The 23,623-nt window shown below is 58.0% G+C and carries 21 protein-coding genes; 16 read left to right on the top strand and 5 right to left on the bottom strand.

Going from position 1 to position 23,623, the window contains the following annotated elements; translation table 11 throughout:
- The first annotated feature begins 74 nt into the window (after positions 1-74).
- From kdsB to METAL_RS04835, 6 genes are all read left to right on the top strand, one after another.
- A complete protein-coding gene (gene kdsB / locus METAL_RS04810; protein ID WP_005370154.1) occupies positions 75-845 on the top strand; it encodes a 3-deoxy-manno-octulosonate cytidylyltransferase in 771 nt (256 codons plus the stop codon).
- Between the two features lie 146 nt (positions 846-991).
- Positions 992-2,176 carry an alanine transaminase gene (alaC, locus tag METAL_RS04815; protein ID WP_005370155.1) on the top strand — a complete coding sequence of 395 codons (1,185 nt, stop codon included), beginning with the start codon at positions 992-994 and terminating at the stop codon, positions 2,174-2,176.
- Positions 2,177-2,274: 98 nt separating this feature from the next.
- Positions 2,275-3,585: a homoserine dehydrogenase gene (locus tag METAL_RS04820; protein WP_005370156.1), complete on the top strand. Its 1,311-nt coding sequence runs from the start codon at positions 2,275-2,277 to the stop codon at positions 3,583-3,585.
- Between the two features lie 7 nt (positions 3,586-3,592).
- A complete protein-coding gene (gene thrC, locus METAL_RS04825) occupies positions 3,593-4,687 on the top strand; it encodes a threonine synthase (RefSeq protein WP_005370157.1) in 1,095 nt (364 codons plus the stop codon).
- 159 nt (positions 4,688-4,846) lie between these two features.
- On the top strand, positions 4,847-6,730 hold the full coding sequence (locus tag METAL_RS04830; RefSeq protein WP_005370158.1) for a potassium transporter Kup: 1,884 nt from the start codon (positions 4,847-4,849) through the stop codon (positions 6,728-6,730).
- Positions 6,731-6,813: 83 nt separating this feature from the next.
- On the top strand, positions 6,814-8,430 hold the full coding sequence (locus tag METAL_RS04835) for a DNA recombination protein RmuC (RefSeq protein ID WP_005370159.1): 1,617 nt from the start codon (positions 6,814-6,816) through the stop codon (positions 8,428-8,430).
- A 136-nt stretch (positions 8,431-8,566) separates the two neighbouring features.
- Here METAL_RS04835 and METAL_RS04840 read toward each other — a convergent pair whose 3' ends face one another.
- Positions 8,567-9,013 carry a host attachment protein gene (locus METAL_RS04840; protein WP_005370161.1) on the bottom strand — a complete coding sequence of 149 codons (447 nt, stop codon included), beginning with the start codon at positions 9,011-9,013 and terminating at the stop codon, positions 8,567-8,569.
- 200 nt (positions 9,014-9,213) lie between these two features.
- Between METAL_RS04840 and mtgA the strand changes: the two genes are divergently transcribed.
- From mtgA to METAL_RS04865, 5 genes are all read left to right on the top strand, one after another.
- On the top strand, positions 9,214-9,942 hold the full coding sequence (gene mtgA / locus METAL_RS04845) for a monofunctional biosynthetic peptidoglycan transglycosylase (RefSeq protein WP_245549469.1): 729 nt from the start codon (positions 9,214-9,216) through the stop codon (positions 9,940-9,942).
- Between the two features lie 79 nt (positions 9,943-10,021).
- Complete coding sequence (locus METAL_RS04850) at positions 10,022-10,255, top strand: hypothetical protein (RefSeq protein ID WP_005370165.1); 234 nt, start codon at positions 10,022-10,024, stop codon at positions 10,253-10,255.
- Entirely contained in the window at positions 10,225-11,232 is a 1,008-nt protein-coding gene (gene moaA / locus METAL_RS04855) for a GTP 3',8-cyclase MoaA (RefSeq protein ID WP_005370167.1), read from the top strand. Before METAL_RS04850 ends, moaA begins: the two co-directional genes overlap by 31 nt.
- A 41-nt stretch (positions 11,233-11,273) precedes the next feature.
- Positions 11,274-12,551: a DEAD/DEAH box helicase gene (locus METAL_RS04860; RefSeq protein WP_005370169.1), complete on the top strand. Its 1,278-nt coding sequence runs from the start codon at positions 11,274-11,276 to the stop codon at positions 12,549-12,551.
- 111 nt (positions 12,552-12,662) lie between these two features.
- A complete protein-coding gene (locus tag METAL_RS04865) occupies positions 12,663-13,355 on the top strand; it encodes a TPR end-of-group domain-containing protein (RefSeq protein ID WP_005370170.1) in 693 nt (230 codons plus the stop codon).
- A gap of 291 nt (positions 13,356-13,646) precedes the next feature.
- Here the strand turns inward: METAL_RS04865 and METAL_RS04870 are convergent, their stop codons facing one another.
- Genes METAL_RS04870 through METAL_RS04880 form a run of 3 tightly spaced genes read right to left on the bottom strand, consistent with a single transcriptional unit; the run spans position 13,647 to position 15,964 of the window.
- Entirely contained in the window at positions 13,647-14,288 is a 642-nt protein-coding gene (locus tag METAL_RS04870; protein ID WP_005370173.1) for a uracil-DNA glycosylase family protein, read from the bottom strand.
- Positions 14,289-14,312: 24 nt separating this feature from the next.
- Positions 14,313-15,077: an exodeoxyribonuclease III gene (locus tag METAL_RS04875; protein WP_005370176.1), complete on the bottom strand. Its 765-nt coding sequence runs from the start codon at positions 15,075-15,077 to the stop codon at positions 14,313-14,315.
- Positions 15,074-15,964 carry a phosphoribosylaminoimidazolesuccinocarboxamide synthase gene (locus METAL_RS04880; protein ID WP_005370178.1) on the bottom strand — a complete coding sequence of 297 codons (891 nt, stop codon included), beginning with the start codon at positions 15,962-15,964 and terminating at the stop codon, positions 15,074-15,076. Before METAL_RS04880 ends, METAL_RS04875 begins: the two co-directional genes overlap by 4 nt.
- A gap of 924 nt (positions 15,965-16,888) precedes the next feature.
- On the opposite strand from METAL_RS04880, the gene METAL_RS19820 reads away from it, so the two are divergent.
- The gene (locus METAL_RS19820; protein WP_005370180.1) at positions 16,889-18,508 is read left to right on the top strand and encodes a CBM96 family carbohydrate-binding protein; all 1,620 of its coding nucleotides are present in this window, start codon (positions 16,889-16,891) and stop codon (positions 18,506-18,508) included.
- 492 nt (positions 18,509-19,000) lie between these two features.
- Here the strand turns inward: METAL_RS19820 and METAL_RS04890 are convergent, their stop codons facing one another.
- Complete coding sequence (locus METAL_RS04890; protein WP_005370182.1) at positions 19,001-20,122, bottom strand: glycosyltransferase; 1,122 nt, start codon at positions 20,120-20,122, stop codon at positions 19,001-19,003.
- A gap of 154 nt (positions 20,123-20,276) precedes the next feature.
- On the opposite strand from METAL_RS04890, the gene METAL_RS20490 reads away from it, so the two are divergent.
- The 4 genes from METAL_RS20490 to METAL_RS04905 all read left to right on the top strand — a co-directional run bounded on the left by METAL_RS20490 (position 20,277) and on the right by METAL_RS04905 (position 23,608).
- Positions 20,277-20,501: a hypothetical protein gene (locus tag METAL_RS20490; protein ID WP_157203428.1), complete on the top strand. Its 225-nt coding sequence runs from the start codon at positions 20,277-20,279 to the stop codon at positions 20,499-20,501.
- A gap of 27 nt (positions 20,502-20,528) precedes the next feature.
- Entirely contained in the window at positions 20,529-22,370 is a 1,842-nt protein-coding gene (gene uvrC / locus METAL_RS04895) for an excinuclease ABC subunit UvrC (protein ID WP_005370184.1), read from the top strand.
- Positions 22,360-22,923, top strand: a complete 564-nt coding sequence (pgsA, locus tag METAL_RS04900) for a CDP-diacylglycerol--glycerol-3-phosphate 3-phosphatidyltransferase (RefSeq protein ID WP_005370186.1) — start codon at positions 22,360-22,362, stop codon at positions 22,921-22,923. Before uvrC ends, pgsA begins: the two co-directional genes overlap by 11 nt.
- An 85-nt stretch (positions 22,924-23,008) precedes the next feature.
- Positions 23,009-23,608 (top strand): TetR/AcrR family transcriptional regulator, encoded by a 600-nt coding sequence (locus METAL_RS04905; protein WP_005370188.1) that lies wholly within the window; start codon positions 23,009-23,011, stop codon positions 23,606-23,608.
- Positions 23,609-23,623: the final 15 nt, after the last annotated feature.

A 23,623-nucleotide genomic window follows, 5' to 3' on the forward strand; every position in this document is an offset into this window, starting at 1 on the left:
GTTTTTAAAACTTGGCAGGTCTATGGCTGCGCCCCTATAAAAGCGGGTTTTGGCCTGCCGGCAGAGGCATTCCAATGAGCGTCCGCTTTAAAGTCGTGATTCCGGCCCGCTATGGTTCGACCCGGCTGCCCGGCAAACCCTTGCTGCCGATCGCCGGCAGGCCGATGATCGCGCATGTCTGCGAACGCGCCCGCGAGGCCGGGGCGGACGAGATCGTCGTCGCGACCGACGACGATCGTATATGCCAAGCAGTCCGTGCATTGGGCATCGAGGCGGTAATGACGCGCGCCGATCATCAAAGCGGCACCGAGAGGATTGCGGAAGTCGTCGAGCAGCGGGGCTGGGCAGGCGGCGAGATCATCGTGAACCTGCAGGGCGACGAGCCGTTGATCGATCCAGCGTATCTGCGCGAAACGGCGGCGGTGTTGGCCGGCCAGCGGCAGGCGGGCATCGCGACGCTGGCGGCCGAAATCCACGACGGCGAGGAGATCTTCAATCCGAACGCGGTCAAGGTCGTATTGAACCGGCACGGCCATGCGCTGTATTTCAGCCGCGCGCCGATCCCGTGGGATCGGGATGGATTCGCCGAAGGCCGGAAGCTCTTGTCCGGCAGAATGCCCTATTACCGGCATATCGGCATGTATGCCTATACGGTCGACTTTTTGCGCCGGTACTGCGGTTGGGAAGCTTCCGATTTGGAGAAAACCGAATCGCTCGAACAGCTCCGTATTTTATGGCAGGGCGAAGCGATCGCGGTCAAGGTGGTCGACAAGGTGCCGCCCGCCGGCGTCGATACGTTCGAAGATTTGCAGCGTGTCGAAGAGTTTTTGAGCATTGCTATGTAGGGCGGAACGCGCCAGCGGTTCCGCCGACCTTCGGTTCCGCCGCAACCAGGCGGATCGCCTGACGGCATCCGCCCTACGTCCGTTATTTACCCGCGAAGCGGGATGAAAAATTTATTTGTCTCAATTGTTTATCTGAAAGAACGTAAATGGACCAATTTCCACGCATCAGCCGCTTGCCCCCCTATGTTTTCAATATCGTGAACGAACTGAAGGCCAAAGCGCGAGCGGCGGGCGAGGACATCATCGATTTCGGCATGGGCAATCCGGACCAGCCGACGCCGGAGCATATCGTGAACAAGATGCTCGAAGCGGCGAAGCGGCCGGATACGCACCGTTATTCGATGTCGAAAGGCATTCCCCGGCTGCGCAAGGCCATCTGCACCTGGTACGAGAACCGTTTCGACGTCGATCTGGATCCGGAATCCGAGGCGATCGTCACGATCGGCTCCAAGGAAGGCCTTGCGCATCTGGCGTTGGCGACGCTCGGGCCGGGCGACGTGGTGCTGGTGCCGAATCCGGCCTATCCGATCCATCCCTACGGGGTCGTGATTGCGGGCGCAGACCTTCGCCACGTGCCGTTGATTCCGGGTGTCGACTTCATCGAGGAACTGCAGCGCGCGATCGTCGAGTCGTGGCCGAAGCCGAAAATGCTGATTTTGAATTTTCCGGGCAATCCGACCAGCCAGTGCGTCGAGCTGGACTTTTTCGAGAAGATCATCGCGCTGGCGAAAGAGCACAAGATCTGGGTCGTGCACGACATCGCCTATATCGACATCGTCTTCGACGGCTACAAGGCCCCTTCGATCCTGCAGGTCGAGGGCGCGAAAGACATCGCGGTCGAATTTTTCTCGCTGTCGAAAAGCTACAACATGCCGGGCTGGCGTGTCGGCTTCATGTGCGGGAACAAAAAACTGGTCGGCGCGCTGGCACGGATCAAGTCCTATCTCGACTACGGCACCTTCACGCCGATCCAGATCGCCGCGATCAGCGCGCTCGAAGGGCCGCAGGACTGCGTGCACGAAATCGCCGCCATGTACCAAAGGCGGCGGGACGTGCTCTGCGAAGGCCTGAACGCGGCCGGCTGGCCGGTCGAGAAGCCGAAGGCGACGATGTTCGTCTGGGCGCCGATCCCCGAACCTTACAAGGAAATGGGATCTCTGGAGTTTTCGAAAAAGCTGCTGATCGAGGCGAAAGTCGCGGTCGCGCCCGGCATCGGCTTCGGCCAGTACGGCGACGACCATGTCCGCTTCGGGCTGATCGAGAACGAGCACCGGACCCGGCAGGCGGTGCGCGGCATTCGCCATATGATGAAGAAAGACAAGGTTGTATAATAGCCGGCTTTTTGAGGCGTTGTAGGGTACGCTGTGCGTACCTTTGCGAATTAATTCAGATAAAACGGTACGCGCAGCGTACCCTACGGGAGTGTGTTTTGAAACCGGTAAAAGTCGGAATATTGGGACTAGGGACGGTCGGCGGCGGTACGGTCAATGTGCTCAAACGCAATGCGGCCGAGATTGCCCGCCGGGCCGGGCGCGAAATCATCGTAACCCGCGCGTCGAGCCGAGATCTCGGCAAGCCGCGCATTTGCAGTACCGAAGGCATCGCGGTCACGGCCGATCCTTACGATGTGATCAACGATCCCGAAATCGACATCGTGCTCGAATTGATCGGCGGCGCCGGCCCTGTCAAGGATATGGTGCTGGCCGCGATCGCGAACGGCAAGCATGTGGTCACCGCGAACAAGTCGCTGATCGCGCTGCACGGTAACGAGATTTTCGCGAAGGCCAGCGAGAAGGGTGTGATCGTCGCCTTCGAAGCGGCGGTCGCCGGCGGGATTCCGATCATCAAGGCGATCCGCGAAGGGCTTAGCGGCAACCAAATTCAATGGCTGGCCGGCATCATCAACGGCACCGGCAATTTCATCCTGACCGAAATGCGCGAGAAAGGCCGCGATTTTGCGGACGTATTGGCCGAAGCGCAGGCTTTGGGCTATGCCGAAGCCGATCCGACCTTCGATGTCGAAGGGATCGATGCGGCGCACAAGCTGACGATCCTGGCATCCATCGCATTCGGGATTCCGCTGCAATTCGAAAAAGTTTACACCGAAGGCATCACCAAGATTACCCGGCTCGATGTCGATTATGCGGAAAAACTGGGCTACCGGATCAAGCATTTGGGCATCGCGCGCAAGACCGGCGAAGGCATCGAACTGCGCGTGCATCCGACCCTGATCCCGGAGCGCCGGCTGATCGCGAACGTGAACGGGGTGATGAACGCGGTGCTGGTCAAGGGCGACGCGGTCGGCCCGACTTTGTATTACGGCGCCGGCGCGGGGGCCGATCCGACCGCCTCGGCGGTGGTCGCGGACGTGGTCGACGTGACGCGGGCCCTGACCAGCGATCCGGAAAACCGGGTGCCGCATCTGGCCTTCCAGCCCGAGGCGATCAAGGACATCCCGATTTTGGCCCCGGACCGCTTCAAGTCCGCCTATTACCTGCGCCTGAACGCCGAAGACAAACCCGGCGTATTGGCCGATGTGACCAAAATCCTGGCCGACCACCGGATCAGCATCGAGGCGATCATTCAGAAAGAGCCGCCGGCAAACGAAAAAGCGGTGCCGATCATTCTGCTGACGCAGGTCACGCTCGAAAAAGAAATGAACGACGCGATCGCCAAGATCGAGGCCTTGCCGACCGTGACCGGCCAGGTCTGCCGGATTCGCCTGGAAACCTTAGGATAACCACCCCATGTCTACAGCAAAACATTACACCGGTCTGATCGACCGTTACCGCGACCGTTTGCCGGTCAGCGCCTCGACGCGCGTGATCAGCCTGAACGAAGGCAACACTCCCTTGATCCAATTGCAAAACATTCCGCGCCTGGCGGGCAAGGAGGTCGACATTTACGTCAAGTTCGAAGGCCTGAACCCGACCGGTTCGTTCAAGGACCGCGGCATGACGATGGCGGTCACCAAGGCGGTCGAAGAGGACAGCCGCGCGATCATCTGCGCCTCGACCGGCAACACTTCGGCTTCGGCGGCCGCCTATGCCGCCCGCGCCGGGATCAAGGCGTTCGTGATCATTCCGGAAGGCAAAATCGCGCTCGGCAAGCTCGCGCAAACCTTGATGTACGATGCGACGATCATCCAGATTCGGGGCAATTTCGACCAGGGCATGAATCTGGTCAAGGAAGTGGCAGAGCTGGCGCCGGTTACGATCGTCAATTCGATCAATCCGTACCGGATCGACGGCCAGAAGACCGCTTCGTTCGAGATCATCGACGCGCTTGGCGAGGCGCCGGACTACCACTGCCTGCCGGTCGGCAACGCGGGCAATATCACCGCCTACTGGAAAGGCTACAAGGAATATTCGGCCGACAGCGACACGCACAAGGCGGTGACTTCGAAGCGCCCGGTCATGTGCGGTTATCAGGCGGCCGGCGCCGCCCCGTTCCTAGCCGGCCATCCGATCGAGCATCCGGAGACGATTGCGACCGCAATCCGGATCGGCAATCCGCAGTCCTGGGACTATGCCTGGGCCGCGCAGAAGGAATCCGGCGGCTGGTTCGACAAATTCACCGACGAGGAAATTCTCGAAGCGCAGAAGATGTTGTCGCGATACGAAGGCATTTTCTGTGAGCCGGCTTCCGCAACCTCGGTCGCCGGCGCCTGGCGCGATATCCGCAGCGGCAAGATTCCGGAAGGCAGCAAAATCGTCTGTACGCTGACCGGAACCGGCCTGAAAGATCCCGATACCGCGATCAAACAATGCGCTTCCGCGCGCACCTTGACGATCGAAGCGGAACTCGACTCGGTCAAACGGGCGATTCTCGATCATATGTAAATCCCGGGCCGGTCGCCCGGAGCCATCCCCTCGCTCCGGGCGACCGGCCGAAAATGAGGCTGCCGGCCTTTCCGGCAACCTGTCGTTTTTCGCGATTCCATTCCGGATCGGCTTCGCTTCCTTTCCTTCCGCATTACTCATTCCCTTAAGGTAATGGTCATGTCTGCAAATTCACAAAACCAAACTCACACACAACTGGCAGGGCTAGCGCTCGGCGCGGTCGGCGTGGTCTTTGGCGATATCGGCACCAGCCCCTTGTACGCGCTTAAAGAGGTTTTTCATAGCGGCATGCCGATCGACGAATTTCATGTGCTTGGCGTCCTGTCGCTGATCTTCTGGTCCTTGACGCTGGTGGTTACGATCAAATACGCGATCTTCATCATGCGCGCCGACAACAAAGGCGAAGGCGGGATTATGGCGCTGATGACCCTGGCTCTGCACGGGGCTCGGGATTATCCGCGCAGGATGGCTTTTATTCTCACGCTCGGGCTGCTCGGCGCTTCGTTGTTTTACGGCGACAGCATCATTACGCCGGCCATTTCGGTGCTCAGCGCCGTGGAGGGCCTGCAGGTCGTGGCGCCTCCCTTGGCCGGCTATGTGTTGCCGATCGCCATCACGGTGCTCGCCGGGCTGTTTGTCATTCAAGCCAAAGGGACCGGCAGGGTCGGCAGGATGTTCGCGCCGATCATGTGTTTCTGGTTCGGCTCTCTGGCGGTGATGGGGCTGGCCAATATGGTCCATCAGCCGGGCGTGTTGCGGGCGGTCAATCCTTATTATGCCGTGAGTTTGCTGATCGAAACCGGCTGGGAAGGGTTTTTGATCATGGGGGCGGTCGTCCTGGCGATCACCGGCGCCGAAGCGCTCTATGCGGACATGGGGCATTTCGGCCTGAAGCCGATCCGTTATGCCTGGTTCGGTTTCGTGTTTCCGGCGCTGCTGCTGAATTATTTCGGACAGGGCGCCTTGCTGCTCGCCCAACCCGATGCGATACGCAATCCCTTCTATCTGCTCGCGCCGGGCTGGGCGATGTATCCCTTGCTGGTCTTGTCGACGATGGCGACCGTGATCGCTTCGCAGGCGGTCATTTCAGGCGCCTTTTCGGTCACCCGGCAGGCAATCCAGTTGGGCTATTGCCCGCGCATGGCCATTCGCCACACCTCGGACGACGAAAAGGGTCAGGTCTATGTGCCGGCCGTGAACTGGATATTGATGATTTCGGTATTCATTCTGGTGCTGAGCTTTCAGTCGTCGTCGGCGCTGGCTTCGGCTTACGGTATCGCGGTGACCGGCACGATGATCGTCGATACGGTATTGGCCTATATCGTGATCCAGGCGCTCTGGAAATGGAACCGGGCGACCAGCATCGTATTTTTGTCGGCATTTCTGATCATCGATTTCCTGTTCTTCTCATCCAACACCCTGAAAATCCCGACCGGCGGCTGGCTGCCGCTCGCGGTCGCCACCGTGCTGTTTCTGATCATCACGACCTGGATCAAGGGACGCGCGCTGCTGCACGAGCACATGGAAGAACGGCACGTATTGTTTGAAGAGCTGGAACAGGACATCAGGGAGAATCTGGCGACGGTCGAGGGGACCGCGATCTATCTGGCCAGAACGCTGCATGGGGTACCTCCCGTACTGCTGCACAACCTCGAACATAACCATGTGCTGCACGAGCAGATTATCGTACTGACGATCGCCACGAAGGATGAACCGTTTGTGGATGAAGCACACCGGGTCAAAATCCGCAAGTTCGGTCAGGAGCGCGAATTCTATCGCGTCAAGCTCTATTACGGATTCAAGCAGAACGCGGATGTGCGCCGGGCGCTGGATTTGTTGATGCGCGAAGGACTGGTTTTCGATCCCAAGAAGACTTCGTTTTTCATCGGCAGCGAGCGCGTTTCGTTTCGGGCCCGCAGCCCGATGCCGAAATGGCGGCGGGGCTTGTTTCTGTTTTTGTTTCGTAACGCTTCGAGCCCGATCGAGTTTTTCAAAATTCCGGTCGACCGGGTCATTGAGCTCGGCATTCGCGTCGAGTTATAGTTGGTGCCTCGGGTGAAAAATCCCTGAACGGGTGCTGAGCCGGGATCCGAAGGATCAGGCGCAATCAACGAAAGAGGAAGCGTATGGGGTTTGATTGGATGCCGGCGGTCATCGTCGCCGGGCTGTTGCTGGTATCGATTGCGGTTTTGCAATGGATCGCGCTCAGGCGCTTACAGGTTTTATTGAAGGCTGCTGCGCCGGACGGCAGCCTGCAGGAGCTGCTGCTGACGTTGAAGGTTCAGGAAGCCGCTGTGCAGCAAGGTTTTACCGAGTCCCGGAGGGAGCTTCGCGAGGTTAGCGCGGAAAATCGGCGTGAGTTGCAGGAGGCTTTCAAAAGCCTGCAGGATACGCTGCTCAATCGGGTCGCCGAAAACCACCATCTCCACAATGCGCAGATGGAAGCGTTCAAGAGCGGATTGGCCGGCATGTCCGAAAAACTGATCCATAACGCCAGCGAACTCAAGGAGAGCGTGAACCGGTCGTTTCAGGCGACCGGCGAGTCGCTGAACCGGAAACAGGACGATTTCCGGGACAAAACCGCCGAGACGCTGAAGCAGTTTCAGGAAGGCATCGAGGCCGATGCGAAGGAAAACCGCCAGGAACTGGCCGCCGGCCTCGGTTCGTTCGAAGGCAAATTCGCCGAAGGCATCAGGGAGTTCAACGAACAGCTCCGGCTCCGCTTCGGCGATTTGAACCGGCAGCAGCAGGAGGCGAATCAACTGGCGAAGGCCGGCATCAACGAAATTCGCGAATCGATCGAAAAATATCTGCATTTGATACGGGAAGACAACACCCGGCAGTTGAACGAGATGCGCCGGACCGTCGACGAGAAACTGCACAATACGCTGGAGCAGCGCCTCGGCGAGTCGTTCAAGCTGGTCAGCGACCGGCTGGATCAGGTGCACAAGGGACTCGGCGAGATGCAGAATCTGGCGGTCGGGGTCGGCGATTTGAAGAGGGTGCTGTCCAACGTCAAAACCCGCGGCATTCTCGGCGAATACCAGCTCGGCAACATCCTGGAGCAAATCCTGTCGCCCGATCAATACGGCGTGAATGTGGCGACCCGGAAGGGCAGCCAGGCGAACGTCGAATATGCGGTCAAACTGCCGGGCAAAGCCGACGACAAGGTTGTCTGGCTGCCGATCGACTCGAAATTTCCGCTCGAAAGCTACCAATCGCTGCTCGGCGCGCTCGACGAAGGCAATCCGGCCTTGGTGGATCAGGCGCAAAAACAACTGCTGAAAGCGATCGAAAGCTTCGCGAAGGACATCGCCGGCAAATACCTGGACCCGCCGCATACGACCGATTTCGCGATCATGTTTCTGCCGGTCGAAAGCCTGTACGCGGAAGTCCTGCGTTCCCCCGAACTGTTCGAGAAGCTGCAGCGCACTTACCGGGTCACGATCACCGGGCCGACCACCTTGTCGGCGTTGCTGAACAGCCTGCACATGGGTTTCCGGACCCTGGCGGTGCAGCAGCGCAGCAGCGAAGTCTGGAAAGTGCTGGCCGAGGTGAAGACCGAATTCGGCAAATATTCCGAACTGCTCGATACGGTGTACAAGCAGATCACCACGGCCTCCAACTCGCTGGAGCGGCTGAAAACGACGAGGACAGCGGCGATGGAGAGGAAGCTGCGCGGCGTGGAAGTGCTGGGTATCGAAAGCGAGCTGGCGCCGCTCGCGTTGCCCGAGCCCGAGTAAGGCGGGAAGCCGCTCCGCGCCTCAGGAGGGTACGCGGAGCCGCAGTGATCGGAAGGGGTGCACGGCCGTTTCAATGCCCGTGCGGCTTAAGGTGCGGGGTGCGTTTGTCCAGTGTCCGAGCGGCGGACCGATGCGCTTACCGCGGCAGATATTCCGGCAGATGGCTTCTGATTTCGGCCGCCGTCATGCCCGCCAGGTTTTTGTCCAGTTCCAGGCTGACGAGGCTATTTAACGGGCCCGGCATGTGCCGCCTGATCAGGCCCAGCACCGACGGGTCGGCGACCACGATCAGCCGGTCGAAGCGGTTGGCGTTACGCGCCTGTTCGAGGTAGTGCACGATGCCCGCCGCAAACACGTCGGCTTCGTGTTTTTTCGGGTCGGTTTCCTGCTCGAAGGCATGCCCGCCGCCCAGTCCGCCCGGATTTTTGACCTTGCCGGGCAGGTCCGAAGTGATGTCCCGGTCATGCATCCGGCCTTCCTCGTGGATCAGCGTATCGATCTCCTCCAGCGGCGCGGAAGACGATTCGGTCTGAAAAACGCGCGCCCGTGTATGGTCTGCGGCAATTACCCATGTGTTCGTCATAGTTCAATCCTCGATGATTTACGGTGTTTGGAAGCAATGAAGCTATTGTGGGCAAAAGCTCCGCCATTGGCTATTGGTACGATTACCTAACCGGATACCGGTTTGGAAATGCGCAGGTATTCAAGCGAGGCCAAAGGATTTATCATATGCGTCTGAAATTTCCGTCTCTCATTTTGTCTGCCTCCTTTTCTCTACTCCCCTTGATCCGAAAAAAACGCCGTTTGAAAACGGCCCGCCGGCCGCTGCCGCTTCGCCCAATCCTTTACCGGTTCGCCTGGCAGGCCGCCGGCATTTTCATTGCCTCGTCGGTCGGGTTTTGCCTGCTGTTCCGCTGGCTGCCGCTGCCGACGACGGCTTTCATGCTGAGCCGGTACGTCGAGGACTTCCGCTACGAGACGACGTTCAAACCGATCGATTACCGTTGGGTGGGCGCCAAAAAAATCTCGCCTGCGGCTTATCAGGCGGTGATCGCATCCGAAGACCAGCGTTTTTTCGAGCATGCAGGTTTCGATTTCCGCGAGATTGAAACGGCGGTCGACAATTATTTCGATGGCCGCCGCCTCCGGGGCGCCAGCACGATTTCGCAGCAGGTCGCGAAGAATCTGTTTTTGAGTCCGTCCAAAAGTTTTATCCGCAAAGCCTTTGAAATCTGGTTCACGCTTCTTCTGGAAGCGTGCTGGAGCAAAGAGCGCATTCTGACCGTGTATCTGAACATCGCCGAATTCGGCGACCATCTGTTCGGGGTCGAGGCGGCCAGCCGGCGTTATTTCGGGATTCCGTCCGCCAGATTGAGCCGCGCCCAGGCCGCCCTGCTGGCGGCGACGCTGCCGAATCCGCTCCGTTTCAAGGCGGCTTCTCCGTCCGCCTACGTCCGCGCGCGGCAGCAATGGATTCTCGGGCAAATGCGCCATGTCGCTTATCCGCGTTGATGCCGTTTTGAATCCTTGCCGTTTCGATCGGTCATGCGCGGGCGCTGCGCATTGAACGTGGGCTCTGGCCCCCGGTCTTATGGGCGGGGAATCGAATGAAAAACTTTGTCGTGCCGGCAAGGCGACGGCGGACTTTTGCCCTTATCCGGAAAATGGAGAACTGCCGGGGCGCGGCGAAACCGCCTGTTGGATTTATGGTAGAATTGTACGGTTCGATGACGATTATTACGACGAGCCGGCGCTGCTGCGCGCGGCCCCGGCCATTTTGAGCTACGCGACGCGATGTCAAACCTTCCCCAAGCCGGCCAACTGATAGACCGTTTCGGTAGAAAGATCGATTATTTGCGGATCTCGATTACCGACCGCTGCGACTTTCGCTGCGTCTATTGCATGGCCGAGGATATGACGTTCCTGCCGCGAGCGCAGATTCTGACGCTCGAAGAGATCGAAACGATCGCCCGGGCCTTTACCGAACTCGGCGTCAAAAAGATTAGGATTACCGGCGGCGAGCCGCTGGTCCGCAAAGGTGCGCTGGATCTGCTGGAAAATCTCGGCAAGCTTCAGGGGCTGAAGGAGCTGGTCATCACCACCAACGGCGCGCAGCTCGAATCGATGGCGCCGGCTTTGAAACAAGCCGGCGTCAAGCGCATCAACATCAGCCTCGATTCGCTCGATCCCGCCAAATTCAAGGCGATTACCCGCGTCGGCAATCTTCGGGCCGTGTTGAACGGGATCGCGGCCGCGAAAGCCCAAGGCTTCGAACGCATCAAGCTCAACACGGTCGTGCTGAAAGGCAGCAATCACGAGGAAGTCTGCGAGCTGGCGCAATTTGCGGTCGACAGCGAAATCGACATCAGCTTCATCGAGGAAATGCCGCTCGGCGTCGTCGATCACCACGATCGTGCGCTGGTTTATTATTCGAGCGATCGGATCAAAAAGGATTTGGAAACGCGTTTTATGCTGCTCGCCACACCCGAAAAAACCGGCGGTCCTTCGCACTATTTCCGGATAGCCGGGACCGATACCCGCGTCGGTTTCATTTCGCCGCACAGCCATAATTTCTGCGGCGCCTGCAACCGGGTCCGCCTGACCGCCGAGGGCCGCCTGCTGCTCTGCCTCGGCAACGAGCATTCGGTCGACCTGAAAAAAGTGGTCCGTACGCAGCCGGGCGATATCGACGCGCTGAAGCGGGCCCTGATCGATGCGATGCGGATCAAGCCGCTTCGGCACGAATTCAACATGCAGGAGCGGCCGGTGATCCTGCGCTACATGAACATGACCGGCGGTTAGCCGTTCGCCTCCCTTTTCTTTATTTCAATCGAGCCTTTTTGATGTCTTTCGCACAACTGGGCCTTGCCGCGCCGCTCCTGAAAGCGGTCGCGGAGCAGGGCTATGTCACTCCGACCCCGATCCAGCAACAAACGATCCCCCTGATTCTCGACGGCCGGGACGTACTGGCCGGCGCCCAGACCGGCACCGGCAAAACCGCCAGCTTCACGCTGCCGCTGCTGCAGCGTTTGGCCGAATCGAACGACAAGCCGCAAAAACCGCGCAAGATCCGCGCGCTGATTTTGGCGCCGACCCGCGAGCTGGCCGCCCAGGTGCATGACAGCGTCAGGGCCTACGGCAAGCATCTGCCTTTGTTCGCCGAAGTCGTGGTCGGCGGCGTCAGCATCAACGGCCAGATCCGCAGCCTGCAACGGGGCTGCGACATCGTCGTCGCGACGCCGGGGCGTTTGCTCGACCATCTGCTGCAAAAAAATATCGAACTGTCGCATCTCGAAATACTGGTGCTCGACGAGGCCGACCGGATGCTCGACATGGGATTCCTGCCCGACATCCGCAAAATCATCGGACATTTGCCCAGACAGAAGCAGAGCCTGCTGTTTTCGGCGACTTTTCCCGAGGAAATCCGGGGACTCGCCAAACAGCTGCTGCACGAGCCGGCCGAAGTCTCGGTGGCGCCGCACAATACCACCGCGGACAACATCAAGGAGCTGTGCTACGGAATTGCCAAGGAGCGCAAGCGCGGGCTGTTGTCGTACCTGATCGGCAGCAACAACTGGAAGCAGGTGCTGGTTTTCGTGCGCACCAAGCACGGCGCGGACCGGCTCGAAAAGCAGTTGGTCAAGGACGGCATCCGGACCGCCGCGCTGCACGGCGACAAATCGCAGGGGGCGCGGACGAGGGCGCTGGACTATTTCAAGACCGGGCAGGTCGCCGCGCTGGTCGCGACCGACATTGCCGCGCGCGGGCTCGACATCGACGAGCTGCCGCACGTGATCAATTTCGACCTGCCGCAGGTGCCGGAAGACTACATCCACCGGATCGGCAGGACCGGCCGCGCCGGCGCGAACGGGGAGGCGGTGTCGCTGGTCTGTCCCGAAGAAGCCTATCAGCTCGCCCAGATCGAAAAGCTGCTCGGCCGCGAAATTCCCCGAGTCGCCGATACCGGTTACGCGCCGGTATCCTTGAAAGTGACGGACAGTCCGAATTCCAAGGCGCCGAAAAATCCGTCCGGCAAAAAGGATTACCGGCACCACAAGAAAACGCCGAAGCGCGGCGGCAAACCGGCGGCCCCAAAGCCGCGGCGCGGCGGTAGCCGGTAAGGCTTGCTTGCGCCGTAAAATCCCCACGAGAGAAGGGATTTTATCTTGATCTTTCCGAAAGCCTGTTGTTATCCTATCGGAATTTGACAACTATTACCGAGGAGGCATTCGATGTCGATTTTGAATTCGTTAACCAAGCGCTCGCGCCTGAATTCCGCGATCAAGCAAACCAAGGAAGCGCGCAAGAGCGAAGGCAATAAAGCGGATTATCTGTTCAAGAAAGTCTACGAAGACTATGCCGACATCGTGCACGACGATCCTCTGCGCGCGGAAGCGCTGTATTTCTGGGGCCATGCGCTATTGCACCAGGCCAAGACCAAAACCGGTGACGAAGCGTTGGCTCTTTACCGCGATGCGATCCTGAAATTCGCCTTTTGCCTGACCCTGGAGCCGAATTATCTGGCGGCCGCGATCGACGGCGGCGTGTGCTACATGGACATGGCCCGGCTGGAAGGTGCGGCGAAAAATTCCGAACTGTACGAGAAAGCCCAGCGGGAGTTCGAACGCGCCAATTCGATTCAGGCCGGCGCGGCCTCCTACAATCTCGCCTGCATTCATGCGTTGCGCGGCGAGAACGAGGATTGCCTGAAGGCGCTCGAAAACGCGCGCGACAAAGGCAGCCTGCCCGACACCCAGGATATTCTGAACGATCCGGACATGGCGGGCGTGCAGGATCAAGCCTGGTTTATCGAATTGCTGGAGTCGCGGAACAAAAAGCAGGAAGCCGCCGCAAAAGCTTCGGAAGAAGACGCTGCCGAAACCTCGCCCGAGACGGAGCGGGGCCAAACCGAAACGGATGCTTGAGCGGCCTGTAGGGTAGCACTTCTACGGTCCGGTAGGGTACGCTGCGCGTACCTTTTACGAGAGTCTTGGGATGAAAATTTGAAAGGTACGCGCAGCGTACCCTACGACCCACCCCTCACCGGAGTATGGAAATCATGGGTTTCATCGTTCCCACGCTCCGGCGTCATCGCCATTTAAGTTAAGCCGTCATCCCGGCAGGGATTGCCGGGATCCAGAGTACAGGGATGTGTTAAAGCTTGCCATCCTTGGCAACTGGATTCCGGCAATCCTGCCGGAATGACGAGCTTTCCCTTAACTTAATGGCGGTGACGCTCCGGCGTGGGAATGCGGCCCTTGACGCTCTGCGTCACGAATCTGCCGCCAGGCCGGATGCGCCTCCAAGAGCGACAGGGCCGACTCCAGCAAGCCGATGCCCGGCTCCGTCCGGTGCCAGGTCGAAGCGCCGGACGGATGCGGCAACGGGATTGCTTCGGCTGGATGGCCGTGAAAAGTGACCTTGTGCAGTTTGCCGATCACCTCGTTCAGCTTGTTGACCGCCATCAACTGGCTGATCGCAAGCTTGCCGACCGGCAGGATCAGCGCCGGCTTGAGCAGTTCGATTTCAGCCTGGAGCCAGCCCGCGCAATTGCCGATTTCCTCCGTGCTCGGCACGCGGTCGCCGCCTTTCGGATTTTTACCCGGAAAACAGCGGCACACGGCCGCCATGTAGACGCGGCTTCTGAAGGATTCTTCATCCAGTCCGATTCGCTCGAACCATTTGAATAGCGTCTTGCCGGCCGTCCAGGCGAACGGCTTGCCGAAGCCGCCTTCCTTGTCGCCGGGCGCCTGGCCGATCAGCAGGATCGGCGAAAAGACCGGACTGCCGCTGACCACCGGACCGATCATCAGTGGGCATTTTTTGCACGCCGCGAGCGCAACCCGGTGCGCCCGCATCTGTTCTTCCTGCATCGGCATCGGTTATAAATCAATCTCGATGCCGACCGGGCAATGGTCCGAGCCGGTAACCTCGGGAAGGATGAACGCCTGCTTGACCTTGTCGGCCAGCGCCCGGCTGGCCAGCGCGTAATCGATCCGCCACCCGATGTTGTTGGCGCGGGCATTCGCCCGGAAACTCCACCAACTGTAAGCGACCGTATCCGGATGATGATGGCGGAACGTATCGACGAATCCGGCGTCGAGGAAACGGCTGAATCCGTCGATTTCGGCCTGCGTATAGCCCGCCGATTTGTTGTAATTCGCCTTCGGCCGCGCGATATCGATTTCGCGGTGCGCGACGTTGAAATCGCCGCACACGATGACCGGCTTCCGGCTCTCCAGCTTCAACAGATAAGTCAGAAATTCGGCGTCCCAGGTTCTCCGGTAATCGAGCCGGACCAGCTCCTGGCCCGAATTGGGCACATACACGTTCACCAAATGGAAATGCTCGAATTCGGCCGCAATGACCCGGCCTTCGCGGTCGTGCTCGGCGATGCCGATATCCTTGACCACCGCCAGCGGCTCGGCGCGCGACATCAGCGACACCCCAGAATAACCCTTGCGCTCGGCGCAGTTCGAATAAATGTGATAGCCGTCGATGTCCGCCGTTACTTTCTCGATCTGATCGACCTGCGCCTTGGTTTCCTGCAGCAGCAGGCAGTCCGCGTCGAGCCGCGCCAGCGTCTCGGCGAACCCCTTGCCCTGCACCGCGCGGATGCCGTTTACATTCCAAGAAACGATTTTCATTGCGTCAGCCGGATTTCCGCCTCCCGGTACTTGGCCGCGCAGTATTCCGCCACCTCGGCAGGCAGGGACGGACCCGGCGCGGTCTTGTCCCAATCGAGCGTTTCCAGGTAATCGCGCACGTATTGCTTGTCGAAGCTCGGCGGGCTGATGCCGACCCGGTATTGGTCGACCGGCCAGAAGCGGGAGGAATCCGGGGTTAGAATCTCGTCGATCAAAAACAGCGCGCCCTGTTCGTCGGCGCCGAATTCGAACTTGGTGTCGGCGATGATGATCCCGCGTTCCTGCGCATAGGCGGCGGCTTCCTTATAGAGCTTGAGGCTGGTTTCGCGCACCTGATGGGCCAGATCTTCGCCGATCAGTTCGACCGTTCTGGCGAAGGTCACGTTTTCGTCGTGCGCGCCGGCCTCGGCCTTGGTCGAAGGCGTATAGATCGGCTCCGGCAACCGCTCGGCCTGCCGCAGCCCTTCGGGCAGAAGGATGCCGCAGACGGCGCCGGTTTTCAGATAGTCCTTCCAGCCCGAGCCGATCAGATAACCGCGCACGATCGCTTCGACCGGCAGCGGCTTGAGCTTCCTCGCCACAATCGAGCGGCCCTCGACTTGGGCGCGTTCGTCCGAATCGGGAATGACCCGTTCGAGCGGGATATCGACCAGATGATTCGGAATCACGTGCCGCATTTTCGCAAACCAGAAATTCGAGATATGCGTCAGCACGCGCCCTTTGCCCGGAATCGGATCGGGCAGGATCACATCGAAGGCGGACAGCCGGTCGGTCGCCACGATCAGCATGTGCCGGTCGTCGATGTCGTAAATATCGCGCACCTTGCCGCGGGCGCGAAGGGGGAGAGAGGTTAAGGCCGATTGGTAAAGTGCTGCCGGAGCGTTCATGGCGCCTCGCTAAAGAAATTCAAAGCGCCGCATTTTACCATTAATTCAGCGCGAGAAGCGCGCCGGAAAGGCCGGTGAACAAACAAACGGCCCGGCATTGATAGGTCGTCCGTATGCTTCCCACGCTGGAGCCGGGTAGGTCGGGCACGCTTTTTGTGCCCGACATTGCGGGGATTTCTCATGCTCATGCTGAAGTTTGGTAAGCAAGATTGCCCCCGAATGTCGGGCAACGATGAAGCTGTTGCCCGGCTTAACGGCATTGACTCTGCGGCTACTTAAGAAGTATGCCGGAATGACGAATTTATGTGTAGGTCTGCATAAGTATAAGAATATGGCCTCGATGACGAATACAACAGTATTCATATCCAACAGCAATGAGAACATTTCTCATTCATTGTCAATAAAAATGTCATGGTCGCTTAAGACAAATTTAGCGAAACGATTAATATATTTAAGATTAATTTAATGTATTAAGTTATTATTGCGTTATTATTTAGCCCAAATTAACCGTGCCATATCCGTTACCGGTTCAATGCCGTGGCTATCGTGTATTTAGTAATGAATATCAAACTTTTTCCATGATGCCATTTCAGTTAGACAACAATGCAATTTGTATGATTTATATTTTAAAATCATTAGGATATACAATATATTTCACAATCCGGGAGCACCGGAATCTAAATAGATTTTTCATCAAAAAGGATTAATTTCAAAGCCCCCAGAAAACACTCTCGTTAAATTTATTTTCTCAAGAAAACAAAGAATTCCATTTTTTGTTTAACTGAAAACGATGTATTGAAAATGTCGCTCGATACCGATAACGGCTAGAGTTTACCGTAATATCTTGTATAACTGGAGAATTGCCATGACACTCCCCCCCCCCGATATACTTTAAAAAATAACGCCTCTAAACCGTTAGCGCTGATGGTTTCGCTCGCCGCGATGGCGGCTTCGCCAACCGCGCTCGGCGAGCCGACGCTAGTGGGCGACACCTACATCAAAACCGGTGTCTCCAAAAATTTCGGCAAAAAGAATCAACTCCTGATCGTGGCCGGCAGCACCAAAGGCGTGCTCGAATTCGATCTGGAAAAATCCACGCCGGCCACCGCTTCCGTTTCCAGGGCCACGCTGAGAGTCTTCGTTACCAAGGTCAAAGGAAAGTCGGCCGGCAAGTTGCAAATCCAGGCGATCAATCTCGATCAGAACGCGCTCAACGATATTTCGGAAACAAATCTGAACGCCGGCTCCAATCTCGCTCTCGGCGATATCGTCACCGAAATTCCGGGGGTCAATACCGCCAAGGTCAACCAATGGCTGGAATTTGACGTGACCGACGCGCTCAAACTCGCCATAGAAAAAGATACGCCCGACAAATTAATCGCCTTCGCGCTGATCAGTACCGATACGCTTAGCCTCAGCCTCGAAAGCAAGGAAAGCAAAGCGTCCGGACATGCGGCCACCTTGAATATCGTTTATTCCACGGTAGGAACGGCGGGAGCGCCGGGAACCATCGGTCCGCAAGGCGCCGCTGGTCCGCAAGGCGCAGTGGGCCCGCAAGGTCCGGCCGGCGGCGGCGCAGGCTCGGTAGGTCCGCAAGGTCCGCAAGGCGCAGTGGGTCCGCAAGGTCCGGCCGGCGGCGGCGCAGGCTCGGTAGGTCCGCAAGGTCCGCAAGGCGCAGTGGGTCCGCAAGGTCCGGCCGGCGCGATCGGTCCGCAAGGGCTGCAAGGCTTGATCGGTCCGCAAGGTTTGGCAGGCGCGATCGGTCCGCAAGGCTTGGCAGGCGCGATCGGTCCGCAAGGCTTGGCAGGCGCGATCGGTCCGCAAGGGCTGCAAGGCTTGATCGGTCCGCAAGGCTTGGCAGGCGCGATCGGCCCGCAAGGCTTGGAAGGCGCGATCGGTCCGCAAGGGCTGCAAGGCTTGGTCGGTCCGCAAGGGCTGCAAGGCTTGGTCGGTCCGCAAGGGCTGGCAGGCGCGATCGGTCCGCAAGGGCTGCAAGGCGCGATCGGTCCGCAAGGGCTGCAAGGTTTGGTCGGTCCGCAAGGGCTGCAAGGTTTGGTCGGTCCGCAAGGTTTGCAAGGCGTAATCGGCCCGCAAGGCGTGCAAGGTCTGATCGGTCCGCAAGGCCCCATCGGTCAGTTGCTTGGCACTGTCGTGAAAACAACTGAAATCTTGAACCCGGTAGCCGGACAACTTATAAACGCGACTTGCGATCCGGGGCAAATTCTGGTTGGCGGTGGCCTATTGACTCCCGTGCTGGCAAACGTGTTGCCGCTGATCAACGCCCCCCTACTAAACGGCAGCGGGCAGGCGACCGGCTGGTCGGGAGCGTTCGGCTTGTTGAATACTAATGTTACCGGTAACTTGGTTAGTGGAGTTGTAGATATTCTCGGCGCAATACTTGGCGGCCTTACCGGGTCGCTCGAAAATACAGCAATCACCGGACAAGTCGCCGGCATTGTGAATAGCCTGTTGCCACTACCAACGGCCGCCCCCACCCAGCCATATACTGTCTACGCGCTCTGCGGCCAACCGGCGGACTCTTAATCGGTAGAACGGCTTTATCGAGCCGGGTAGGTCGGGCAACCGCTTCATCGTTGCCCGGCATTCGGGGGCAATCTTGCTTCCCACGCTCCAACGTAGGAACGAGAAGTCCCCGCAATGTCGGGCACAAAAAGCGTGCCCGACCTACTCGGTTTTCCTTCCCCTCTTTAAAAAAGCCGGGTAGGTCGGGCAACCGCTTCATCGTTGCCCGACATTCGGGGGCAATCTTGCTTCCCATGTTCCAACGTAGGAACGAGAAATCCCCGCAATGTTGGGCACAAAAAGCGTGCCCGACCTACTCGGTTTTCCTTCCCCTCTTTAAAAAAGCCAGGTAGGTCGGGCAACAGCTTCATCGTTGCCCGACATTCGGGGGCAATCTTGCTTCTCACGCTCCAACGTAGGAACGAGAAATCCCCGTAATGTCGGGCACAAAAAGCGTGCCCGACCTACTCGGTTTTCCTCTCCTCCTTTAAATTAAAGAGGGGCAGGGGGATTTTACTCCAGCACTTCCTCCGCGTGCTCCCGCCGCAGACGCTTTTCATTCGCCTCGATAAAAGCCGCGGAATAATGCGCCCGGGCCAGTTCCAGATGGTCCTGAATCGATTTATTGCGGACAAAAGTCGTATTTCCGCTTCTGTCCAGTAAACGGTACAGATACAGCAGTTTATCGAGGTGCCGAATCTTGGAGTACAAATAGAAGCGGGCAAACAAGTCCCAATCGTCCGCTACCGGCAAATTGTGCGAGTAGCCGCCCAATCGCCGCAACTCACTGGCCCGATAGGCCCGCACGTGATTGGGGCCGACCGTCAGATACCACGCGAACTGATCCGTAAAGGCGGGGCCGAAAGCGTCATAGACATTCGGCGCCCGGCATTCGAGGTAGGTTCTGTTGTGATAGACCGTCTCGCGGTAGCGGTCCTTCCAAAAGGCGTCTTCGTAGCGGTGCGGACTGCCGTCCGCATAAAATTCGGCGAAATTGGAATACACCATGCCGACTTCGGGGTCGGCCTCGAACGCGTTTTTTATCTCTTCCAATGCGAAATCGGTCAGCCTGTCGTCATGGTCCAGTTCGACCAGATACGGACCGTAGGCAAGCCGGGTGGCAATGTCTTTGACTGTGCCGATGCTGCCGCTATGCTTGATGCGGACCGGCCTGACCCGAATGTCTTCCCGCGCGATCGCCTGCAGCCGCTCCCAGGTCTCGTCGGTGCTTTCGTCATCGACGACGACCCATTCCCAATTGTTGTAAGTTTGCTCGCGAAGCGACTGGTAAGTATCCCTCAAAAAATCGCCGGTATTGTAAACGCTCGTATACACGCTGACCAAAGGGTGCCTGTCTTGCAGAACATGCCCCCAAAGGTTGCTGGAATAGCAATTTTCGATCGCCGCAATCAGGTCTTCCTTCGAAACGAGAGGATCGACGTGAATCCACTTTTTGCGAATTTCGAAAGGCGCGACATTGAGCGACGCCGGAATAAACTCGCTGGTCACGATCACCTGGGGCTGAAAGATCGCGATGATCGAAAAGAGATTATTTAACTGCTTGCATGCCTTGACGTCGTAAGGAACATCCCATGTTTTACCGATAAACAATACTTTTACGTTTGCGGTTGGCATAAAATAAAACTGGATTAGGGGTAAAGTTGAAAGACTCCGCGATTATAATGGCGAGCTCATACTCAGGCAATCGCACGCGCCATTTCCGGAACATTCCACCGGCGGACAAAACGCTTTCCTTATCAAAAAACCATCTCTATAAAAAGGTAATCTCGTGCAAATTAAACGGGCAATTTACGGCAAGGCAGAACGCTCGGTCGAATTTCCTTCGCAACCCAATGTCCGCGTGATCGAGCGCCCCAATACCGGCTTCGACTTTGGCGGCCGCAGCCTTCATTCGTACGAGACGGTTTTTTCAAACAGAACCGCAATATCTGCAATGCCGAAGTCGAAAGCCTGTCGGAGTATTTCAACCGGCCTTGTCCGGCACCTTTCTTAAAATAACGGGCCGGCACTCGTTTACTTTATGAATCTCAAACCGACTGAAACGGCTTTCGACGCCAAATTCTTCGTTAAAAACCTGACCACGCGTCCCGGCGTTTATTGCATGCTCGACGCCGACGGCGAAATCCTCTATATCGGCAAGGCCAAGAATCTCAAAAACCGCGTCTCGACTTATTTCAACAACAAAACGGCCTCCATCAAGCAGCAGACGATGGTGGCGAAAGTCGCCGCGGTCGAAGTGACCGTCACCCATACCGAAGGCGAGGCCTTGCTGCTCGAATCGCAACTGATCAAACGCTACAAGCCGCGTTACAACATTTGCCTGCGCGACGACAAGTCCTATCCTTATATTTATCTCTCCAGCGAACACGCTTTTCCGCAGTTGACTTTTCACCGCGGGGCCAAAAAGCGGCCGGGCAAATATTTCGGGCCGTATCCGAGCGTCGGCGCGGTCCGGGAGTGCCTGAAACTGCTGCAGAAAATCTTTCCGGTGCGGCAATGCGAGGATTCGGTCTTTCAAAACCGCGCCCGGCCCTGCCTGCAGCATCAGATCGAACGCTGCACCGCGCCTTGCGTCGGCCTGATCGACAAACCCGGCTATGCGCAGGATGTCGAAGGCACGATCCTGTTTCTCGAAGGCAAGGGCGAATTGCTGATCGAGCGATTGATCGCGAAAATGGAACAGGCGGCGTCCGCGCTGGAATTCGAACGGGCGGCGCAATACCGCGACCAGATCGTCAAATTGCGCGCGATTCTCGAAAGGAATTTCGTGCACGGGGAACGCGGCGATGTCGACATCATCGCCTGCGCGGCAAAAGCGAACATGGCCTGCATTCAGGTGTTTTTCATCCGGGGCGGCCAGCATCTGGGCAACAAGCCATTCTTTCCGAAGATGTCGGACGAACACGATCCGGCCGCGATCCTGCAGGCGTTCATTGCGCAATATTATCTGGAGCGGCCGCCGCCGCACGAATTGATCGTCAGCCATGCGCTCGAAGAGAGCGAGCTGATCGCCGAGGTGTTGGCCAATCAGGCCAAGCATCAGGTCGCGATCAGCGCGAACGTCCGCGGCGAACGGCTGAAATGGCTGCAAATGGCCGTGGAGAATGCGGAAACCTCGCTGCGGAACAAGCTGGCCGACAAACAGGGCCTGTACGCGCGTTTCCTGAGCCTTCAGGACGAACTTAGCCTCGTGGAATTGCCGAAACGGCTCGAATGTTTCGACATCAGCCACCACCAGGGCGAGCAAACGGTCGCCTCCTGCGTGGTGTTCGACCGGGACGGCCCGGTCAAATCGGCCTACCGGCGTTTCAATATCGAGGGCGTCACGCCGGGCGACGATTATGCGGCGATCCATCAGGCCGTCATGCGGCGTTTCAAGCGTCTGAAGCAGGGCGAACACGAAGCGCCGGACATTCTCTTCATCGACGGCGGCAAAGGGCAGGTGCGCGAAGCGCAAAAGGCACTGGCGGAATTGGACATAAACAGTGTTATGATAGTCGGCGTTTCAAAAGGCCCGGACCGGAAGCCCGGCATGGAAAAACTGATCCTTGCCGACCAGAATCAACCGCTTGCGGTCAATCCGGGCGCAGGTGGCCTGCTGCTGATCCAGCATATTCGCGACGAGGCGCACCGTTTTGCGATCACTGGGCATCGGCAAAGGCTGGGCAAGGTCAAAAAACGCTCGGTATTGGAATCGATCGAGGGACTGGGACCCAAACGGCGGCAATCATTACTAAAACAATTCGGGGGGCTGCAAGGCGTAACCCAGGCGGGTGTGGACGCGCTTTCCAGCATAGACGGCATCAGCCGTCAATTGGCGCAACGAATATACGACAGCTTTCATCAACCAGATGACCATTGAATTCAACATACCGACGAACCTGACCTTGCTGCGGATCGCGCTGATTCCCTTGTTGATGGTCGTATTTTATCTGCCCTGGCCTTATACGAATATCGCCTGCACCGCCATCTTCATCGCGGCGGGCATTACCGACTGGCTGGACGGCTATCTGGCCAGAAAAATGCAGTTGGAGACGCCGTTCGGCGCGTTTCTGGACCCGGTCGCCGACAAATTGATGGTGGCCTTCGTACTGGTGTTGATCGTACAGCAACAAGCCAACCCCTATCTGGCGGTACCGGCCGCGATCATCATCGGCCGCGAGATTACCATCGCCTCGCTCCGGGAATGGATGGCCGAAATCGGCCAGCGCGCGAAAGTCAAGGTTTCCCTGCTCGGCAAATGGAAAACGACGGCGCAGATGGTGGCGATCGGGATGCTGCTTTACCGCGAGGATCTGTTCGGCATTCCGGTCAATGCGATCGGCTATGTCTTGCTGTACATTGCCGCGGTATTGACGTTGTGGTCGATGATCAACTATCTGGCCGCGGCGATTACCGCGATCAGGGAAAGCTGAATGTTTAAGTTCCGAACGCCTTTTCGTTCCGGGACGCCAATCAACCTAAGATACAGCCCATTGAATCGGCTGTGAAAGAATAACAATGGACCAGGAAAAAGAAGATACCCAGACCAAAGCCGACACGCAGGACGAGATTCTGCTCGCAGCGCTGAAACTGTTCGCCGAAAAGGGCTATTTCAACACCTCGCTGACCGACATCGCCGAGGCGGCCGGCGTCAAGGGCACCAGCGGCATTTACCACCATTTCAAAAACAAGCAGATGATCGCCGCGGCGCTTTATGCGAGCATCTTCGACAGTTTGAACGTGTCGATCGACGATATTCGCCGTAAGAACCCGAAGCCTTCCGAACAGTTGCGCAGCATCGTCGATCTGTTGTTCAGGCTGGCCGACGATGCGCCGGATGTGATGCAGTTGCTGTTGGTGCTGAACATGAACGAGATATTGCCGGACGAGAAACCGCTGCTCGACACCGCACCGTTCGCAAAAATCCTCAAAATTTTCCAGGCCGGCGTAAAAAGCGGGGAAATCCGGAATCTGGCGCCGCCATTATGCTTTGCCTATTTTTTCGGGATCGTCAATCATACCTTGCGGATGGTATTGCTCGGGGCGCTCGACCGGAAAGCCGACGCCTACCAGTCGCAAACCTGGCTGGCCGCATGGAATGCGATCGCGAAAAAATGATCTGAGATGAGATAG

Origin of the sequence: Methylomicrobium album BG8 (assembly GCF_000214275.2) — a bacterium.
GTDB classification, from domain to species: Bacteria; Pseudomonadota; Gammaproteobacteria; order Methylococcales; family Methylomonadaceae; genus Methylomicrobium; species Methylomicrobium agile.

What these genes read in the sequence shown, in the direction of transcription:
- moaA (WP_005370167.1), top strand. Translation starts at nt 10,225, where the DNA reads ATGTCAAACCTTCCCCAAGCCGGCCAACTGATAGACCGTTTCGGTAGA.
- METAL_RS04850 (WP_005370165.1), top strand. Translation starts at nt 10,022, where the DNA reads ATGGGCGGGGAATCGAATGAAAAACTTTGTCGTGCCGGCAAGGCGACG.
- kdsB (WP_005370154.1), top strand. Translation starts at nt 75, where the DNA reads ATGAGCGTCCGCTTTAAAGTCGTGATTCCGGCCCGCTATGGTTCGACC.
- METAL_RS19820 (WP_005370180.1), top strand. Translation starts at nt 16,889, where the DNA reads ATGGTTTCGCTCGCCGCGATGGCGGCTTCGCCAACCGCGCTCGGCGAG.
- METAL_RS04905 (WP_005370188.1), top strand. Translation starts at nt 23,009, where the DNA reads ATGGACCAGGAAAAAGAAGATACCCAGACCAAAGCCGACACGCAGGAC.
- METAL_RS04840 (WP_005370161.1), bottom strand. Translation starts at nt 9,013, where the DNA reads ATGACGAACACATGGGTAATTGCCGCAGACCATACACGGGCGCGCGTT.
- pgsA (WP_005370186.1), top strand. Translation starts at nt 22,360, where the DNA reads ATGACCATTGAATTCAACATACCGACGAACCTGACCTTGCTGCGGATC.
- alaC (WP_005370155.1), top strand. Translation starts at nt 992, where the DNA reads ATGGACCAATTTCCACGCATCAGCCGCTTGCCCCCCTATGTTTTCAAT.
- METAL_RS04835 (WP_005370159.1), top strand. Translation starts at nt 6,814, where the DNA reads ATGGGGTTTGATTGGATGCCGGCGGTCATCGTCGCCGGGCTGTTGCTG.
- METAL_RS04865 (WP_005370170.1), top strand. Translation starts at nt 12,663, where the DNA reads ATGTCGATTTTGAATTCGTTAACCAAGCGCTCGCGCCTGAATTCCGCG.
- METAL_RS04870 (WP_005370173.1), bottom strand. Translation starts at nt 14,288, where the DNA reads ATGCGGGCGCACCGGGTTGCGCTCGCGGCGTGCAAAAAATGCCCACTG.
- thrC (WP_005370157.1), top strand. Translation starts at nt 3,593, where the DNA reads ATGTCTACAGCAAAACATTACACCGGTCTGATCGACCGTTACCGCGAC.
- METAL_RS04875 (WP_005370176.1), bottom strand. Translation starts at nt 15,077, where the DNA reads ATGAAAATCGTTTCTTGGAATGTAAACGGCATCCGCGCGGTGCAGGGC.
- METAL_RS04880 (WP_005370178.1), bottom strand. Translation starts at nt 15,964, where the DNA reads ATGAACGCTCCGGCAGCACTTTACCAATCGGCCTTAACCTCTCTCCCC.
- METAL_RS04830 (WP_005370158.1), top strand. Translation starts at nt 4,847, where the DNA reads ATGTCTGCAAATTCACAAAACCAAACTCACACACAACTGGCAGGGCTA.
- METAL_RS04860 (WP_005370169.1), top strand. Translation starts at nt 11,274, where the DNA reads ATGTCTTTCGCACAACTGGGCCTTGCCGCGCCGCTCCTGAAAGCGGTC.
- METAL_RS04890 (WP_005370182.1), bottom strand. Translation starts at nt 20,122, where the DNA reads ATGCCAACCGCAAACGTAAAAGTATTGTTTATCGGTAAAACATGGGAT.
- uvrC (WP_005370184.1), top strand. Translation starts at nt 20,529, where the DNA reads ATGAATCTCAAACCGACTGAAACGGCTTTCGACGCCAAATTCTTCGTT.